14 protein-coding genes and 5 tRNA genes are annotated in these 16,753 nt (G+C 65.4%); 13 read left to right on the top strand and 6 right to left on the bottom strand.

All coding sequences use genetic code 11. The annotated features are described in order from the left end of the window. Window positions 1-989: Csu type fimbrial protein (locus B3E91_RS21450; RefSeq protein WP_287031295.1), on the top strand; the 989-nt coding region annotated here is incomplete at its 5' end. Window positions 990-998: 9 nt separating this feature from the next. On the opposite strand, the gene B3E91_RS21445 is transcribed toward B3E91_RS21450, so the two are convergent. Continuing rightward, the gene (locus B3E91_RS21445; protein WP_287031294.1) at window positions 999-1,298 is read right to left on the bottom strand and encodes a hypothetical protein; all 300 of its coding nucleotides are present in this window, start codon (window positions 1,296-1,298) and stop codon (window positions 999-1,001) included. Window positions 1,299-1,616: 318 nt separating this feature from the next. Between B3E91_RS21445 and B3E91_RS21440 the strand changes: the two genes are divergently transcribed. From B3E91_RS21440 to B3E91_RS21425, 4 genes are all read left to right on the top strand, one after another. Next, window positions 1,617-2,405, top strand: a complete 789-nt coding sequence (locus B3E91_RS21440) for an MBL fold metallo-hydrolase (RefSeq protein ID WP_287031292.1) — start codon at window positions 1,617-1,619, stop codon at window positions 2,403-2,405. Window positions 2,406-2,656: 251 nt separating this feature from the next. Next, complete coding sequence (locus tag B3E91_RS21435) at window positions 2,657-3,232, top strand: YceI family protein (protein WP_287031291.1); 576 nt, start codon at window positions 2,657-2,659, stop codon at window positions 3,230-3,232. A gap of 123 nt (window positions 3,233-3,355) precedes the next feature. Beyond that, window positions 3,356-4,516, top strand: a complete 1,161-nt coding sequence (locus B3E91_RS21430; protein WP_273231497.1) for a phospholipase D-like domain-containing protein — start codon at window positions 3,356-3,358, stop codon at window positions 4,514-4,516. Between the two features lie 87 nt (window positions 4,517-4,603). After that, window positions 4,604-5,185, top strand: a complete 582-nt coding sequence (locus B3E91_RS21425) for a DJ-1/PfpI family protein (protein WP_287031290.1) — start codon at window positions 4,604-4,606, stop codon at window positions 5,183-5,185. Between the two features lie 526 nt (window positions 5,186-5,711). Here the strand turns inward: B3E91_RS21425 and B3E91_RS21420 are convergent. Next, window positions 5,712-5,787: transfer RNA gene (locus B3E91_RS21420), tRNA-Asn, on the bottom strand. Window positions 5,788-5,920: 133 nt separating this feature from the next. Further along, window positions 5,921-7,117: an amino acid aminotransferase gene (locus B3E91_RS21415; RefSeq protein ID WP_287031289.1), complete on the bottom strand. Its 1,197-nt coding sequence runs from the start codon at window positions 7,115-7,117 to the stop codon at window positions 5,921-5,923. Window positions 7,118-7,321: 204 nt separating this feature from the next. On the opposite strand from B3E91_RS21415, the gene uvrB reads away from it, so the two are divergent. After that, the gene (gene uvrB, locus B3E91_RS21410; RefSeq protein WP_273231489.1) at window positions 7,322-9,337 is read left to right on the top strand and encodes an excinuclease ABC subunit UvrB; all 2,016 of its coding nucleotides are present in this window, start codon (window positions 7,322-7,324) and stop codon (window positions 9,335-9,337) included. Between the two features lie 661 nt (window positions 9,338-9,998). Here the strand turns inward: uvrB and B3E91_RS21405 are convergent. Both B3E91_RS21405 and B3E91_RS21400 read right to left on the bottom strand, forming a co-directional pair. Then, the gene (locus B3E91_RS21405; RefSeq protein ID WP_287031298.1) at window positions 9,999-11,489 is read right to left on the bottom strand and encodes an MDR family MFS transporter; all 1,491 of its coding nucleotides are present in this window, start codon (window positions 11,487-11,489) and stop codon (window positions 9,999-10,001) included. Window positions 11,490-11,550: 61 nt separating this feature from the next. Next, the gene (locus B3E91_RS21400; protein ID WP_287031288.1) at window positions 11,551-12,588 is read right to left on the bottom strand and encodes an HlyD family secretion protein; all 1,038 of its coding nucleotides are present in this window, start codon (window positions 12,586-12,588) and stop codon (window positions 11,551-11,553) included. Between the two features lie 110 nt (window positions 12,589-12,698). On the opposite strand from B3E91_RS21400, the gene B3E91_RS21395 reads away from it, so the two are divergent. The 7 genes from B3E91_RS21395 (at window position 12,699) to B3E91_RS21365 (ending at window position 16,311) form a co-directional block, all read left to right on the top strand. Next, window positions 12,699-13,619 carry a LysR family transcriptional regulator gene (locus tag B3E91_RS21395; RefSeq protein ID WP_273234504.1) on the top strand — a complete coding sequence of 307 codons (921 nt, stop codon included), beginning with the start codon at window positions 12,699-12,701 and terminating at the stop codon, window positions 13,617-13,619. A gap of 36 nt (window positions 13,620-13,655) precedes the next feature. Next, complete coding sequence (gltX, locus tag B3E91_RS21390; protein WP_286785569.1) at window positions 13,656-15,137, top strand: glutamate--tRNA ligase; 1,482 nt, start codon at window positions 13,656-13,658, stop codon at window positions 15,135-15,137. Window positions 15,138-15,276: 139 nt separating this feature from the next. After that, window positions 15,277-15,352, top strand: a tRNA-Ala gene (locus B3E91_RS21385). 49 nt (window positions 15,353-15,401) lie between these two features. After that, window positions 15,402-15,477 (top strand) — tRNA-Glu (locus B3E91_RS21380). A 50-nt stretch (window positions 15,478-15,527) separates the two neighbouring features. Beyond that, window positions 15,528-15,603: transfer RNA gene (locus B3E91_RS21375), tRNA-Ala, on the top strand. 49 nt (window positions 15,604-15,652) lie between these two features. Further along, window positions 15,653-15,728, top strand: a tRNA-Glu gene (locus B3E91_RS21370). Between the two features lie 136 nt (window positions 15,729-15,864). Then, entirely contained in the window at window positions 15,865-16,311 is a 447-nt protein-coding gene (locus tag B3E91_RS21365) for an acyl-CoA thioesterase (protein WP_287031287.1), read from the top strand. A 1-nt stretch (window position 16,312) separates the two neighbouring features. Here B3E91_RS21365 and B3E91_RS21360 read toward each other — a convergent pair whose 3' ends face one another. After that, entirely contained in the window at window positions 16,313-16,729 is a 417-nt protein-coding gene (locus B3E91_RS21360; RefSeq protein WP_287031286.1) for a hypothetical protein, read from the bottom strand. Window positions 16,730-16,753 lie beyond the last annotated feature (24 nt).

The following is a 16,753-nucleotide window of genomic DNA, read 5'->3' as shown; positions in this document are numbered from 1 at the left end:
GCGCCATGAACAGAGTTTCCCCCCCTTGCCGCTGGCTGCTATCGATCCTTCTGCTGATGGGCGTGACGCTGCAACAGGCCACGGCCTGCAACACCACGACCTCGGACATCAACCTGGGAACCACCAGTTCGCTCACCCTGCCAACCACCACCTCGCAGGCAGCGGGGGCGGGCGGGCTGACCTGCAGCGGGTCGCTGCAACTGGTGACCGGTGCCTACCTGCGCGTCACCCTGCTCAGCAACACGCTGGTGCTAACCGGCGACCAGGGTGGCAGCGTGCCCTTCACCCTGTACTCCGACAGCGGCTATACCCAGGCCATGCTCGCCGGGCAGACCCTCACCCTCGGCGCCACCAACCTCCTGGCCATCGGTGGATCGGGCATCAGCGTGCCGCTCTATGCGCGCACCCAGCTCGGCGCCAACGTGCCGGCCGGCACTTACACCGGGACCGTCTCGGTGCGCTGGTACTGGGCGATCTGCCCGTCCGGCGTGCTCAACCTTTGCACCTGGGACACCAGTCCCGGAGTGGTCCAGCCAACTGGAACGGCCTGCGTGCTCAACTGCACGCCGACCAACTGGGGAACCGGCGCACTGGCCCAGATCAGCGTCAAGCTGGTCGTCACCAAGGCCTGCCAGCTCAGCACGCTGGCGGCGGTGGACTTCGGCGCCCAGGCGCTGGTATCGCAGTTCGCCCAGCGCACCCAGACCGTGGTGGTCCGCTGTACCAACACCGAAGGCTTCACCCTGGGCTTCGGCAACGGCCAGAACTACCAGGCGCCGTGGCGACAACTGGCCAGCGGGGCGAACCGTCTGCGCTACAACATCTACCGGCCGGACGGCGTCACCGTGGTGAATACCGCGGCGCCCTTTCCCGCGGTGGGAACGGGCAGCAGCCAGAGCTTCGAATTCAAGGCGATCATCGACCCGACCCAGGCCAACGTGCCCGTGGGAACCTACATCGATAACGTGGTGTTGACGGTCAGCTACTGAGCCGGCGCGCTACCAGTAGAGGGTGACGACGGTCGGCGTCTTGTCGGCCGCGAGGGTGAGGGTGGACCGGGGCTGCAGATCGAAGGCGCTGCGGTTGCTGCCCACCTGCTGCATCACGCGGAAACGGCTGGCGCCCGCGCAGTCGTGGTTTTGCACCTGGTAACCGTCCTTCGTGACCCAGGCGCCGACTTCACAGCTGGCCTGCAGGGTAATGCCGATGTTGAGCGCGCCCGCCACCAGGCCGCCTGCCGATACGACGGTGCTGAAGCTGGCGAATGCCAGCAGGAGTGCCAGGTTGCGACGTGTCATCGGTGGCGTCATCCGACTCGGGGGTAGTGGTGCGATTCCCCTTCCTTGGGATGTGCGGCTCCAGGCGGGTGCAATGCCCCAGCGCATGGGCACAGACTACAGGGCGTGATGGCAGACTGCTATTAATTTTGCGCGCAAGATTACCTCAGGCTTACGAACGGTGATTCAGAGCTTGCCGCACGCGGTCGACCCGACACGAGGCGTTTTCGTCGCTTGAGTCCCGGCGTCGAAAGCCCCGTGGCACGCGGCTTGACACAAGTCAGTAGGGCAAAGCGTCACGCCGGTTAAGGTCGCGGCGCACTCTACGACGAGGTTTCCATGCGACGCGAACCCATTGTGCTGTTCGACAACGGCACCCACCAATGCATGATGTTCGACGATCTCGTCACGGGAGACGGCGTCCAGTCCAACCAGTTCCTGATCACCGATCACGAACAGTACCTGCTGCTCGATCCGGGCGGCGATCTGACCTACACGCCGCTGTCGCTGGAACTCTCCAAGCGCATCGATCTGCAGGAACTCACCTACATCTTCGCCTCGCACCAAGACCCGGACATCATCGCCTCGCTGGACAAGTGGCTGCTGCACACCCGCGCCAAGGTGATCTGCTCCAAGCTCTGGGCGCGCTTCCTGCCGCACCTGACGGCCAACTACCTGGCCATCAGCCACGGCATTTCCACCTACGACCGGATCATCGCGCTGCCCGACGCCGGCCAGGCGGTCCCGCTGGGGCGCAGCCTGCTGAAGGCGGTGCCGGCGCATTTCCTGCACTCGGTGGGAAACTTCCAGATCTACGATCCGGTAAGCAAGATCCTCTTCTCCGGCGACATGGGCGCCTCGATGGTCGACGACGCCAGCCCGGTGCGGGACTTCGCCGCCCACGTGCCGCACATGGAAGGTTTCCATCGCCGCTACATGGCCAGCAACAAGGCCTGCAAGCTCTGGGCGCAGATGGTGCGCGGCATTCCGGACCTGGAAATGATCGTTCCGCAGCACGGCCAGCCCTTCGTCGGCAAGGCGATGGTCGGTGCGTTCCTCGACTGGATCGAGAAACTCGAATGCGGCATCGACCTCATGGGCCCGAACGACTACCGCATTCCGAAGTAGCGCCGCACCTCGCGTCATTCCCCTCCGTCGATCGCGCGATTTCCCGTTGCCATGCAAAGGCAGCGGGGAACTCCGCGGCGCATTGCCCTGCCTATACCTGCGTTCGGCGGCAGGCCGCTGCGCCCGCGCCGGGCGTTCCGTCGTCTGTCGGCGCCGTTTTCCGGCGTCAGCCCATGGCGGCCGAGATCAACGAATCACGGATGGTCGCGTCACCTGGGCAGGCGGTGTGGCGGCCGCCTCGCGGAGGTTCCATGCGCTGTCTGACGCTCTTGCTCGCGCTCTTCCTCAGCCCGTTGGCGATGGCCGACTGGCAACTGCAGACCGACTACTCGCGGATCAGCTTCGTCTCGGTGAAGCGCGGCGACAGCGCCGAGGTGCAGCGTTTCACCGGTCTCACCGGCGTGGTCGATGCGCAGGGCGGTGTGCGCATCATGGTGCCGTTCAGCGGTCTCGACAGTGGTCTGGCGCTGCGTGACGAACGCATGCGCAATGACCTGTTCCAGATCGCCCGGTTCAGCGACGCGCAGGTCAGCAGCCAGGTCGACCTGGCGACCTGGGAAGCCCTCGCGGTCGGCACCTCGAAGATCGACACCATCGAATTCAAGCTCAGCCTGCATGGCCAGGAACGCCGGCTGAAGGCCGAGGTTCTGGTCAGCCGCATCGGCGAGCACAATATGCAGATCAGCACGCTGGAGCCGGTCCTGCTCAAGGCCGTAGACTTCGATCTGGTCGAGGGGCTGCAGCGTCTCAAGGAGATTTCCGCGGTCCCCGATATCACCCCGGAAGTACCGGTGTTCGCGGTGCTCACCTTCCAGTGGCACCCCTGATGCGGTGCACCTCCGGCCGCCGCCTGTAACCGTTGTTCCGCGCACCGAAACAGGAATTTGCATGCGCCCGTCGTTTTCCCGTTCCAACCCGGCCAGTCCCGTCGCGGCAGCGCATCCAGCGTGATGCAGGACGGCGCGGTATTCCCCTGGCGCGGCGGCAACCGTTTCGCCCTGCTGGTCGACGGGCCGGTCTTTTTCCCGCGCATGCTGGAGGTCATCGCCGCGGCGCAAACCCGTGTCGACCTCGAGCTGTATCTGGTCGAGGACGGCGTGTGCGTGCAGCGGCTGATCGAGGCCTTGGTCGGTGCGGCGGCGCGCGGTGTCCGGGTGCGCTGTCTGTTCGACGGCTTCGGCAGCCTGAAACTGGGCAATGCGGCCCGTGCGCAGATCGAGGCGGCCGGCATCGAGCTGCGCCTTTACAACCCGCTGCGCTGGCAGCGCGGCGTGCGCAACCTGTTTCGCGATCACCGCAAGCTGCTGCTGGTGGACGAGCACCTGGCGTTCGTCGGCGGCACCGGCGCCACCGACGAGTTCTGGAACCCGGACATCGCGGAACTGCCCTGGCATGAGGTGATGGTGGAGATCGAAGGCCCGCTGATGCAGGACTGGCGGGCGTTGTTCGCCTACCAGTGGGCCCGCTGCGGCGAGCGCCGCTTCTGGTGGCCGAGCGACCCGCTGCAGCCCGCGCGCATTCCGCCCAGCCCGAGCCTCGGCGATGGGATGGGCCGCGTGGCCTACGCCGCGGCGCGCCAGCATCGGGACATCCTCCGCGCGCTGATCCGCAGCCTCAACCAGTCCAGGGAACGCATCTGGCTGGCGACCCCGTACTTCCTGCCGACCTGGAAAGTCCGTCGCCTGCTGATGAAAGCCGCGCGTCGTGGCGTCGATGTGCGCCTGCTGCTGACCAGTCGCAACACCGACCATCCGCCGATCCGCTTCGCCGGCCAGCGCTACTACGCGCGGCTGCTGCGCGCGGGGGTGCGCATCTTCGAGTACCAGCCGCGTTTCCTGCACATGAAACTGGTGCTGGTGGACGGCTGGGTCAGCGTCGGTTCATGCAATTTCGATCACTGGAACCTGCGCTGGAACCTCGAAGCCAATGTGGAGACCTTCGACCGCACGCTGACCCGCGAGGCCGAGGAGTGCTTCATCGCCGATTTCGCCGAGAGCCGCGAGATCACCCTCGAGGACTGGCGGGCGCGACCACTGCTCAAGCGGCTCTACCAGCGGCTCTGGGGCTGGATCGACCGGCTGGTGGTGAATCTTCTCGACCGGCGCCGCTGAACCCGCTTCGATGATCCAAAACGCGCGGATCGGCCGTTCGCCAACTAGGCTGGTAGCGCTGCTGTTCAACCCTTCAGGAGAAAGCTCATGGCTGCCAAGAAGATCCTCATGCTGGTCGGCGATTACGTCGAAGATTACGAGACCATGGTGCCGTTCCAGGCGCTGACCATGGTCGGCCACAGCGTCCACGCGGTCTGCCCGGACAAGAAGGCTGGGCAGACCGTGCGCACCGCGATCCACGATTTCGAGGGCGACCAGACCTACAGCGAGAAGCCCGGTCACCTGTTTGCGCTGAATGCGGATTTCGCCTCCGTGCGCGCCGAGGATTACGACGCACTGGTGATCCCCGGTGGCCGTGCGCCTGAATACCTGCGCTTGAACGCCAAGGTGCTGGAGCTGGTGCGCGCCTTCGACGCCGCGACGAAGCCGATCGCCGCCGTCTGCCACGGCGCCCAGCTACTCGCCGCCGCCGGCGTGCTCGAGGGCCGCGCCTGCAGCGCCTATCCGGCCTGCGCGCCGGAAGTGCGCCTGGCGGGCGGCGAGTACATCGACATCCCGGTGGACCAGGCCCACGTACAGGGCAACCTGGTCAGCGCCCCGGCCTGGCCCGCCCACCCGGCGTGGCTGGCGAAGTTTCTCGAGGTGCTGGGGACGCGGATCACGCTGTGAAGGTGTAGCGGTAAAGGAAAAGCCCTGGGCGTGGTGCCCGGGGCTTTTTTCGTTTGGCCGGTCGGATGGGCAGCGTGTGGTCGCTTGGGCTTCGTGTGTTTCCGCAGCCCTCACCCCCGGCCCCTCTCCCATGAATGGGAGAGGGGAGCAAAGCACGCTTCAGTAGATTTCCCACGAGCACAAAAAAGCCCCGGTATTAACCGAGGCTTTTGAATTTGGCTCCGCGACCTGGACTCGACGGCATCAGCCGAACGCGCTTCAGCGCGGCCCCGAAGGGGTGAGCGTCAGCGAATAACCTGGGACGCAGTCCTTGGTGAGGGTCCAGATTCAGGCAATAAAAAAGCCCCGGTATTAACCGAGGCTTTTGAATTTGGCTCCGCGACCTGGACTCGACGGCGTCAGCCGAACGCGGTTCAGCGCGGCCCCGAAGGGGTGAGCGTCAGCGAATAACCTGGGACGCAGTCCCTGGTGAGCGTCCAGATTCAGGCAATAAAAAAGCCCCGGTATTAACCGAGGCTTTTGAATTTGGCTCCGCGACCTGGACTCGAACCAGGGACCCAATGATTAACAGTCATTTGCTCTACCGACTGAGCTATCGCGGAACAACGACGCGCATCCTACTGATTACGAAGAAGAAGTCAACTACTGCAAAGCGCCGGGCGATGATTGAGTCGGCCGGCAGCCGGCGCGCGTGCGCGGGCTGCCGGCGCGCGTGCGCGGGCTGCCGGCGACGCTTCAGAGGACCTTGGCGATGGCCTGGGTCACGGCGCCGAGGTTGCCGTGGTTGAGGGCGGCGACGCAGATGCGCCCGGTGCCGACGGCGTAGATGCCGAACTCGCTGCGCAGGCGCTCGACCTGCTCGCTGGTTAAGCCGGAGTAGGAGAACATGCCGCGCTGGCGGGCGACGAAGCTGAAGTCGCGCGTGGCGCCCAGGGCACCCAGCTGATCGACCAGTGCCACGCGCATGCCGCGGATACGTTCGCGCATCTCGCCCAGTTCCTCTTCCCACAGGGCGCGCAGCTCGGGGCTGTCGAGCACGGCGGCGACGACGCTGGCGCCGTGGGTCGGCGGGTTGGAGTAGTTGGTGCGGATCACCCGCTTGAGCTGCGAGAGCACGCGTGCGGCTTCGTCCTTCGTGCCGGTGACGATGGACAGCGCGCCGACGCGCTCGCCGTACAGCGAGAAGGATTTCGAGAAGGAGCTGGAGACGAAGAACGCCAGGCCGGACTCGGCGAACAGGCGCACGGCTTCGGCGTCCTGGTCGATGCCGTCGCCGAAGCCCTGGTAGGCGATGTCGAGGAAGGGCACGTGCTCGCGCTCGCGCAGCACCTCGAGCACGGCTTTCCAGTCTTCCAGCTGCAGGTCGACGCCGGTCGGGTTGTGGCAGCAGGCGTGCAGCACGACGACCGAACGGGCCGGCAGGGCCTTCAGGTCGGCGAGCAGGCCGGCGCGGTCGACGCCATGGCTGGCGGCATCGTAGTAGCTGTAGTTCTGCACCGGGAAACCGGCGGATTCGAACAGCGCGCGGTGGTTTTCCCAGCTAGGGTCGCTGATCGCCACCACGGCGTCGGGCAGCAGGCGCTTGATGAAGTCGGCGCCGACCTTCAGCGCGCCGGTGCCGCCGAGGGCCTGGGCGGTGACCACGCGGCCTTCGGCGAACAGGGCGGAGTCGGCGCCGAAGAGCATCTTCTGCACGGCCTTGTCGTAGGCGGCGATGCCGTCGATCGGCAGGTAGCCACGCGGCGCGTGGGCGGCGATGCGGGCCTTCTCCGCTTCGGCGACGGCGCGCAGCAGCGGAATTCGTCCCTCTTCGTTGGTGTAGACGCCGACACCGAGGTTGACCTTGGTGCTTCGGGTGTCCGCGTTGAACGCCTCGTTCAGGCCGAGGATCGGGTCGCGCGGTGCCATTTCTACAGCGGAGAACAAACTCATGGTCGGGGAGCTCGAAGGGAAGAGGGCGATAGTAGGTGCGCCCCCTTGCCGTCAGGCGCTGAGGAAGGCGCAAACGGGGCGGTATTATAGCGGCCGAGTCCGCTACCCGCGATATCATCGACGGCCGTTATCGGGGAAATTTCCCGCTACGGGGTGATCGTCGTCACCTTCGCGCGTTTCGCTTCCACCCGCTTCGAGGTCCACATGTCCGAGTTCCAACTGGTTACCCGCTTTCAGCCCGCTGGCGACCAGCCCGAGGCAATCCGACAGATGGTCGAAGGCATCGAGGCCGGTCTGTCGCACCAGACCCTGCTCGGAGTGACCGGCTCCGGCAAGACGTTCAGCATCGCCAACGTGATCGCCCAGGTGAAGCGACCGACCATGGTGCTGGCGCCGAACAAGACCCTGGCCGCGCAGCTGTATGGCGAGTTCAAGGCGTTCTTCCCGAACAACGCGGTGGAATACTTCGTTTCCTACTACGACTACTACCAGCCCGAGGCCTACGTCCCGTCGTCGGACACCTACATCGAGAAGGATTCGTCGATCAACGACCACATCGAGCAGATGCGCCTGTCGGCGACCAAGGCGCTGATCCAGCGTTCCGACGCGATCATCGTCACCACGGTGTCGTGCATCTACGGCCTGGGCAGCCCCGAGACCTACCTGAAGATGGTCCTGCACGTCGACCGCGGCGACAAACTCGACCAGCGCGAGCTGCTGCGCCGGCTCACCGAGCTGCAGTACACGCGCAACGAGATGGACTTCGCCCGCGCCACCTTCCGCGTGCGCGGCGACGTGATCGACGTGTTCCCGGCGGAATCGGACCTCGAGGCGGTGCGCATCGAGCTGTTCGACGACGAGGTGGAGAGCCTGTCGGCCTTCGATCCGCTGACCGGCGAGGTGATCCGCAAGCTGGCGCGCTTCACCTTCTTCCCCAAGACCCACTACGCCACGCCGCGTGACACGCTGCTGGGCGCGGTGGAGAACATCAAGGCCGAGCTCAAGCAGCGCCTGGATTACCTGCGCGAGAACCACAAGCTGGTGGAGGCGCAACGGCTGGAACAGCGCACGCGCTTCGACTTGGAGATGATCCTCGAGCTGGGCTACTGCAACGGCATCGAAAACTACTCGCGCTACCTCTCCGGGCGAGGTCCCGGCGAGGCGCCGCCGACCCTTTTCGACTACCTGCCGGCCGACGCGCTGCTGGTGATCGACGAGTCCCACGTCAGCGTGCCGCAGGTCGGCGCCATGTACAAAGGCGACCGCTCGCGCAAGGAAACCCTGGTCGAATACGGCTTCCGCCTGCCGTCGGCGCTGGACAACCGGCCGCTGCGCTTCGACGAGTGGGAGGCGATCAGCCCGCAGACCATCTTCGTGTCCGCCACGCCCGGGCCTTACGAGGCGGAGCATGCCGGGCGGGTGATCGAGCAGGTGGTGCGGCCGACCGGGCTGGTCGACCCGCAGATCGAGATCCGCAAGGCGACCACCCAGGTCGACGACCTGCTTTCGGAGATCACCAGGAACGTCGCCATCGGCGAGCGCGTGCTGGTCACCACCCTGACCAAGCGGATGGCCGAAGACCTCACCGACTACCTCGCCGACCACGGCGTGCGGGTGCGCTACCTGCACTCGGACATCGACACCGTGGAGCGCGTGGAGATCATCCGCGACCTGCGCATCGGCACCTTCGACGTGCTGGTGGGGATCAACCTGCTGCGCGAGGGTCTGGACATGCCCGAGGTGTCGCTGGTGGCGATCCTCGACGCCGACAAGGAAGGCTTCCTGCGTTCCGAGCGCTCGCTGATCCAGACCATCGGCCGCGCCGCGCGCAACCTCAACGGCCGGGCGATTCTCTACGCCGACAACGTCACCGGCTCGATGCAGCGCGCCATCGACGAGACCGAGCGTCGACGCAACAAGCAGATTGCCTTCAACGAAGCCAACGGCATCGTCCCGCGCGGGGTGACCAAGGACGTTCAGGACATCCTCGAGGGCGCCACGGTGCCGGGATCGCGCAGCAAGAAGCGTCGCGGCGAAGCCAAGGCCGCGGAGGAAAGCGCGCGCTACGAGAACGAGCTGCGCTCACCGAGCGAGATCAACAAGCGCATCCGCACGCTGGAGGAAAAGATGATGCAGCTCGCCCGCGATCTCGAATTCGAAGCCGCCGCGCAGATGCGCGACGAGATCCACAAGCTGCGCGAGCGCCTGCTGCAGGTCTGATCCGCAGCAGCGTGTAGGTTGGGCTTCAGCCCAGCGCCTGCACCCCGTATTCGGTGGGCTGAAGCCCACCCTACGGCTTGGTTTGGAAATCGGCTCAAGCGTAGGGCGGGTGCAACCCGCGTTTCGATGCTTATTGCGCGCGCTGTTTCGCGGGTTTCAACCGCTCCACGACAGCCCGGTGCCGCGTGTAGGGTGGGCGTCAGCCCACCGCCTTCACCCAAACATCGTATTCGGTGGGCTGAAGCCCACCCTACGGCTTGGTTTGGAAATCGGCTCAAGCGTAGGGCGGGTGCAGCCCGCGTTTCGATGCGTATTGCGCGCGCTGTTTCGCGGGTTTCAACCGCTCCACGACAGCACGTAGGGTGGGCTTCAGCCCACCGCCTGCACCCAAAACAATCGTATTCGGTGGGCTGAAGCCCACCCTACGGCTTGGTTTGGAAATCGGCTCAAGCGTAGGGCGGGTGCAACCCGCGTTTCGATGCGTATTCCGCGGTGTTTCGCGGGTTTCAACCGCTCCACGACAGCCCGGTGCAGCACGTAGGGTGGGCTTCAGCCCACCGCCTTCACCCAAACATCGTATTCGGTGGGCTGAAGCCCACCCTACGGCCTGGTTTGGAAATCGGTGCAAGGGTAGGGCGGGTGCAACCCGCGTTGGCGAGGCTCAATGCCCGCCGCCGCCCTGGATTCCCTTGGGCAGGGCGCGGGTCAGCAGCACCGCGATCATGCTGATGCCCAGCGCGATGCCCACGCAGTGGAAGGCGTCGTTGTAGGCCATGATCGCCGCCTGCTGGTGGACGATCTCGTTAAGCTTGCCCAGCGCCGCGGTTTCGTTGCCGAGTTGCCCGGTCAGCAGGTTCAGGCGTTCGGCGACCTGCGGGTTGCTCGGCACCACGGCCTCACGCAGGTAGTCGAAGTAGACCTTGGTGCGGCTGTCCAGCAGGGTGGCGAGCAGGGCGATGCCGATCGCACCGCCGAGGTTGCGCAGGATGTTGAACAGGCTGGAGGCCGAGCCGGCGTCCTGCGGCTGGATGTAGGCGGTGGCGATCAGCGAGATGGTCACCATGATCATCGGCTGGCCGAGGGCGCGAATGATCTGGATCGGGTGGAACTGGGCGCCGGCGAAGTCCGGGCTGAGGGCGCCCGAGGCGAAGCTGGAGAAACCGAACAGGGCGAAACCGGCGGCGCACAGCAGCTTCGGCGGGATCACCTTCATCAGCTTGGGCACGAAGGGAATCAGCACCAGCTGCGGCAACCCCATCCACATGATCACTTCGCCGATCTGCAGCGCGTTGTAGTTCTGGATCTGCGCCAGGTACAGCGGCAGCAGGTAGATCGACCCGTAGAGCCCCAGGCCCATGCCGAGGCTGGCGATGCTGGTCAGGCCGAAGTTGCGCTCGCGCAGGATGCCGAGGTTGATCAGCGGATGCGGGCGGGACACCTGCAGGATGACGAACAGGATCAGGCTGACCAGCGCGGTGGAGCCCAGGCCGACGATCAGCGAGGACTCCAGCCAGTCCTTGCGGTGGCCTTCCTCGAGAAACACCTGCAGGCAGCCGAGGCCGATGGCCAGGGTAACGATGCCCGCGTAGTCGCTGGTCTTCAGCAGCTCCCAGTGCGGCGCCTTCTTCTCCAGCCCGTAGAGCAACCCGGCGATCATCAGCAAGCCGGGCGGTACGTTGATGTAGAAGATGTATTCCCAGCCCCAGTTCTCGGTCAGCCAGCCGCCCAGCGTCGGGCCGATGGAGGGCGCGAAGGTGGCGGTGATGGCGAACAGCGCCATGCCCTTGGCCCGGTGGTGTTCGGGCAGCTTGATCAGCGTGAGGGTGAAGGCCAGGGGAATCAGCGCGCCGCCGGTGAAGCCCTGCAGCGCGCGGAAGACGATCATGCTCTCCAGGTTCCAGGCCATCGAGCAGAGCAGCGACGAGGCGAGGAAACCCAGCGACACCCACACCGCCAGCCGGCGCGCCGAGAGCAGCTGCACCAGCCAGGCGGTGAGCGGAATCATGATGATTTCCGCCACCAGGTAGGAGGTGGAAATCCACGAGCCTTCCTCCAGCGTGGCGGACAGCGCGCCCTGGATGTCCTTGAGCGAGGAGTTGGTGATCTGGATGTCGAGCACCGCCATGAAGGCGCCGAGCATGGCGCTCATCACGGCGATCCAGTCGCGCCGGCTGGGCTCGCCGGTCGGCCGGATCAGTTGATCGCCGGCCACGCTATTCGGCGGCCTGGAGGCTGACGTCGACGTCCACCGACATGCCCGGACGGATGCGGCCCTTGAGCGGGTTGTCGGCGGGAATGGCGATCTTCACCGGGATGCGCTGCACCACCTTGGTGAAGTTGCCGGTGGCGTTGTCCGGCGGCAGCAGGCTGAACTGCGCGCCGGAGGCGGCGAACAGGCTCTGCAGGCGACCTTCGATGGGCGCGTCGGGGAAGCTGTCGAAGGTCAGTTCGGCCTTCTGTCCCGGCGCCATCTTGCCGATCTGGGTTTCCTTGAAATTGGCCTGAACCCAGATCGCCTCGTCCGGCACCAGCGCCAGCAGGTGACTGCCGACCTGGGTGTATTGCCCGGCGCGGGCGCTGCGCTGGCCGACCAGCCCGGAGACCGGGGCGTGGATTTCGGTGCGCGTGAGGTTCAGTTCGGCCTGGGCGAGGTCGGCGCGGGCGCTGGCGATCTGTGCGTCGAGGCGCTTGAGGTCGGCGTTCAGGGCTTCCACCTGCTGGCGTTGCCCGGCGAGGTCCGCCTGCGCCTTGGCCATCTGCGAGCGTGCCACGCGGCTGTCGGCGGACAGCGTGGTGACGCGCTCCTCGGAGACGTAGCCGGGTTTGCGCAGGGCCTGCGCGCGCGACAGGTCGACCTGCGTCCGCCCGAGCGTCGCCTGGCTGGCGGCGACGTCCGCCTCGCTGGCGGCGATCAGGCTGGCCTGCTGGGTCAGCCGGCTCTGCGCTTGCGCGCGTTCGGCCTCGCGCGTGGCGAGGGTGGCGCGGGCGCGTTCCAGGGCCAGCTGGAAGTCGTCCGGCTCCAGGCGAATCAGCAGATCGCCCTTGTTCACCTGCTGGTTGTCGTCGACCAGCACTTCCACCACCCGCGCGCTCACCTGGCTGGAAATACGGGTGATCTCGCCTTGAACGTAGGCGTTGTCGGTGTGTTCGTGGAAACGGCCGACCAACCACCAGTGGGCTAAGAAGGCGCCGACCACGAGGGCGACGAGGAGCAGAAAAACGAACAGGCGGCGTTTGAGTTGCGCGGGCATGGGGCGGGGCTCGAGGCGATTCTTGGAATTTGGGCAGAAGAATCTACCAGTGTTCCCGAATGGCATATAGCCGCTACACTTCCGAAATTTGTTGCGTATAGGGAACAATAATGGGTCTTGATGATGCGCTGATTTTTACCCGGGTCGTCGAATACCACAGCTTCACCCAGGCCGCTCAGAGCCTGGGCATGCAGAAATCCACCGTCAGCCGGCGCATCGCGCTGCTCGAGGAACGCCTCGGCGTTCGCCTGCTCAACCGCACCACCCGCAAGCTGAGGCTGACCGAAGTCGGGCAGGCCTACTACGAGCGCTGCCGGCAGATCATGCTGGACTTCGCCGAGGCCGAGCAGGCGGTCACCCAGTTGCAGAAAGACCCGTCCGGCCTGCTGAGGATCACCGCGCCGATCGAGTTCGGCCAGCTGTTCCTCGGGCGCCTGCTCGGCGCGTTCATGCGCGACAACCCGCAGATCATCGCCGAGGTCGAGCTCACCTCGCGCCAGGTCGATCCGGTGGAGGAGGGCGTCGACATCGTCATCCACATCGGCCAGCCGCAGGATTCCAGCCTGGTCGCGCGGATGCTCTGCGAGAACCCCCGGCGCCTGTGCGCCAGCCCGCTCTATCTCGAACTCAACGGTACGCCACGGAACGAGGCGGACCTCGCTGCCCACCGGGCGATCCTGATGCCGCACGACTCCCCGCGCTACTGGCCGATACTCGGGCAGAACATTCCCTGCCATCGGGTGCTTTCCTCGAACAACATCAGCTTCGGTCGCGAGGCGGCCCTGGCCGGTGCCGGCATCGCGGCGCTGCCGATGATGATGTGCGAGGAGGAGGTCCGCTCCGGGCAACTCATCGAGCTGCTGCCGGATGCACGCCTGCCGATGGGCGAGCTTTACGCGCTGTATCCGTCGCGGCGCTTCCAGGCGATGAAGGTCAAGGCCTTCCTCGATTTCCTGATGACCCACCTGCCGGTCGAGAACGGTCGCTTGCTGGAGCCATCCGCCGCCCGCCTGTTAACATCGCGGCTTTGATCGACCTCCGTTCCGCCCCCCGTTTCGAGAGACGCCATGACCACCGTCCGTACCCGCATCGCGCCGTCGCCCACTGGCGATCCGCACGTCGGCACCGCTTACATCGCCCTGTTCAACCTGTGTTTCGCGCGCCAGCACGGCGGCCAGTTCATCCTGCGCATCGAGGACACCGACCAGGTCCGCTCGACCCGCGAATCCGAACAGCAGATCTACGACGCCCTGCGCTGGCTCGGCATCGAGTGGGACGAGGGTCCGGACGTCGGCGGCCCGCACGGCCCCTACCGGCAGAGCGAGCGCGGCGAGATCTACCGCAAGTACGCGCTGGAGCTGGTCGAGAAGGGCCATGCCTTCTACTGCTTCTGCACCCCGGAAGAACTCGACCAGATGCGCGCCGAGCAGATCGCGCGCGGTGAGACGCCGCGCTACGACGGTCGCGGCCTGCTGCTCTCCGAGGAGGAAGTGCAGCGTCGCCTGGCCGCCGGCGAACCCCACGTGATCCGCATGAAGGTGCCCAGCGAAGGCATCTGCGTGGTGCCGGACATGCTGCGCGGCAACGTCGAGATTCCATGGGACCGCATGGACATGCAGGTGCTGATGAAGACCGATGGCCTGCCGACGTACTTCCTCGCCAACGTTGTCGACGACCACCTGATGAACATCACCCACGTGCTGCGTGGCGAAGAGTGGCTGCCGTCGGCGCCCAAGCTGATCAAGCTGTACGAATACTTCGGCTGGGAGCAGCCGGCGCTGTGTTACATGCCGCTGCTGCGCAATCCGGACAAGAGCAAGCTGTCCAAGCGCAAGAACCCGACCTCGGTCACCTTCTACGAGCGCATGGGCTTCCTTCCCGAGGCGATGCTCAACTACCTCGGGCGCATGGGCTGGTCGATGCCCGACGAGCGCGAGAAATTCTCCCTCGCGGAGATGATCGAGCATTTCGACGTCAACCGCGTATCGCTCGGTGGGCCGATCTTCGATCTGGAGAAGCTCTCCTGGCTCAACGGCCAGTGGCTGCGCGAACTGCCGGTGGAGCGTTTCGCCGCTGAAGTGCAGAAGTGGGCGCTGAATCCCGACTACCTGATGAAGATCGCTCCGCATGTTCAGGGCCGGGTGGAAACCCTGAGCCAGATCGCGCCGCTGGCCGGGTTCTTCTTCTCCGGCGGGCTGAACCTGGACGCGAGCCTGTTCGAGCACAAGAAGCTGTCCGCCGACCAGGTGCGCCAGGTCATGCAACTGGTGCTGTGGAAGCTCGAAGCGCTGCGCCAGTGGGAGAAGGAGCGCATCACCGGCTGCATCCAGGCGGTGGCCGAGTCGCTGCAGCTCAAGCTGCGCGATCTGATGCCGCTGATGTTCCCGGCGATCACCGGCCAGGCCAGTTCGGTGTCGGTGCTCGATGCCATGGAGATCCTCGGCCCGGACCTGACCCGCTTCCGCCTGCGCCAGGCGCTGGAGCTGCTGGGCGGGGTATCGAAGAAAGAGACCAAGGAGTGGGAGAAGCTGCTCGCGGCGATCGCCTGACGGGCGTGGATGTCGCAGTCGCCTTTCTGCCACCTTCGCTTTTAAGTAATTGTTCTTGTGGCGGAAAATTTTCAAAGCCGGCAAAAATACTGTTGACAGCCCCAAGGTCCCCACCTACTATGCGCCCCGTCCTCGAGACGGGGCTATAGCTCAGCTGGGAGAGCGCTTGCATGGCATGCAAGAGGTCGACGGTTCGATCCCGTCTAGCTCCACCAATTTGCCACGGTCAGTTCACGAGCTGGCTGATGTTGTAGAAGGGTTTGCGTCCCCTTCGTCTAGTGGCCTAGGACACCGCCCTTTCACGGCGGTAACAGGGGTTCGAGTCCCCTAGGGGACGCCATTATTCCAGCAGCGACGTTTCGGCGCCGCGAGTCGAGAGACGATAAATCCGGGGCTATAGCTCAGCTGGGAGAGCGCTTGCATGGCATGCAAGAGGTCGACGGTTCGATCCCGTCTAGCTCCACCAATTCACGGACAAGGCCAGCCAGGTGCTGGCCTTGTTTTTCGAAGGTTTCGTCCCCTTCGTCTAGTGGCCTAGGACACCGCCCTTTCACGGCGGTAACAGGGGTTCGAGTCCCCTAGGGGACGCCATTTTTTTACCCGTGTCTTACGGGATGTTAAGGGTCACCCCTCATTGGGTGGCCCTTTTGTTTTTTCTGTCGCCGGATTTTCGTTCGACGCATCGCAACCGCTAGACTCGCAGTCTTTGCCAACCGAGAGTCGAACCGTGAACTGGGATTTCCCCGAGCCTTTCCTGACCGACATCCAGGTCGCCACCGAAGACATCGACGGCCTCGGCCACGCCAACAATGCGGTTTACGTCAGCTGGCTGGAGCGCTGCGCCTGGCGCCATTCGCAGAGCCTCGGGCTTGACCTGGCCGAATACCGTCGGCTCGACCGGGCGATGGCCGTGGTGCGCCACGAGATCGATTACCTGGCCGCCGCCTACGAGGGCGACGAGCTGCGCATGGCGACCTGGATCGTCGAATCCGATCAGCGCCTGCGCATGAACCGGCACTTCCAGTTGATACGGGGCAGCGATGCCAGCGTGCTGCTGCGCGCGCAGACCACCTTCGTCTGCATCGAACTGTCCACCGGCCGCCCCAAGCGAATGCCTGCAGAGTTCGTCGAGGGTTACGGGCGCGCGCTGCTTCCGGCCGCCGCCAGAGGCTGATTCACTCGATCTGCGGCGAGAGGAAGAATCCGGACGCGTTCTGCATCACCTTGTAGCCGCGGGTCTCGCCCGGCTGCAGAAGCACCGACTGGACGCTGACCTGGGCCTGGTCCGGCTTGCACAGCGCCGAGCCGGCCTGCGCGACGCTCAGGGCGATATCGCCGGCCGCCACTTCCAGCACCACCTGTTCGCCCGGCGGTATCTGCGCCGCCATCTGGTTCTGAACGTACAGGTCCACCGTGCAGGCATTCAGCCCTTCCTCGTCGCGACTGACGATCAGCCGTGCCGGTGAATCGGGCGCCGGGTTTTCCGCTGGCGGCGCCATCGCTCCGTTCCCCATCGCCGGTGGCGGGCTGGCCGTGGCCAGTCCGCAGGAAACCGTGAGCAGCGCGGCAAGCAGGCTTCGTTGCAGATTCATCGTCGATTCTCCATGTCCTGTCTA

The sequence above is a fragment of the Pseudomonas sp. UBA6310 genome, assembly GCF_002438225.1.
Classification (GTDB): Bacteria; Pseudomonadota; Gammaproteobacteria; order Pseudomonadales; family Pseudomonadaceae; genus Pseudomonas_O; species Pseudomonas_O kuykendallii.
The sequence above is the reverse complement of the archived record's forward strand: the minus strand, read 5'-3'. Positions and strand labels throughout refer to the sequence as shown.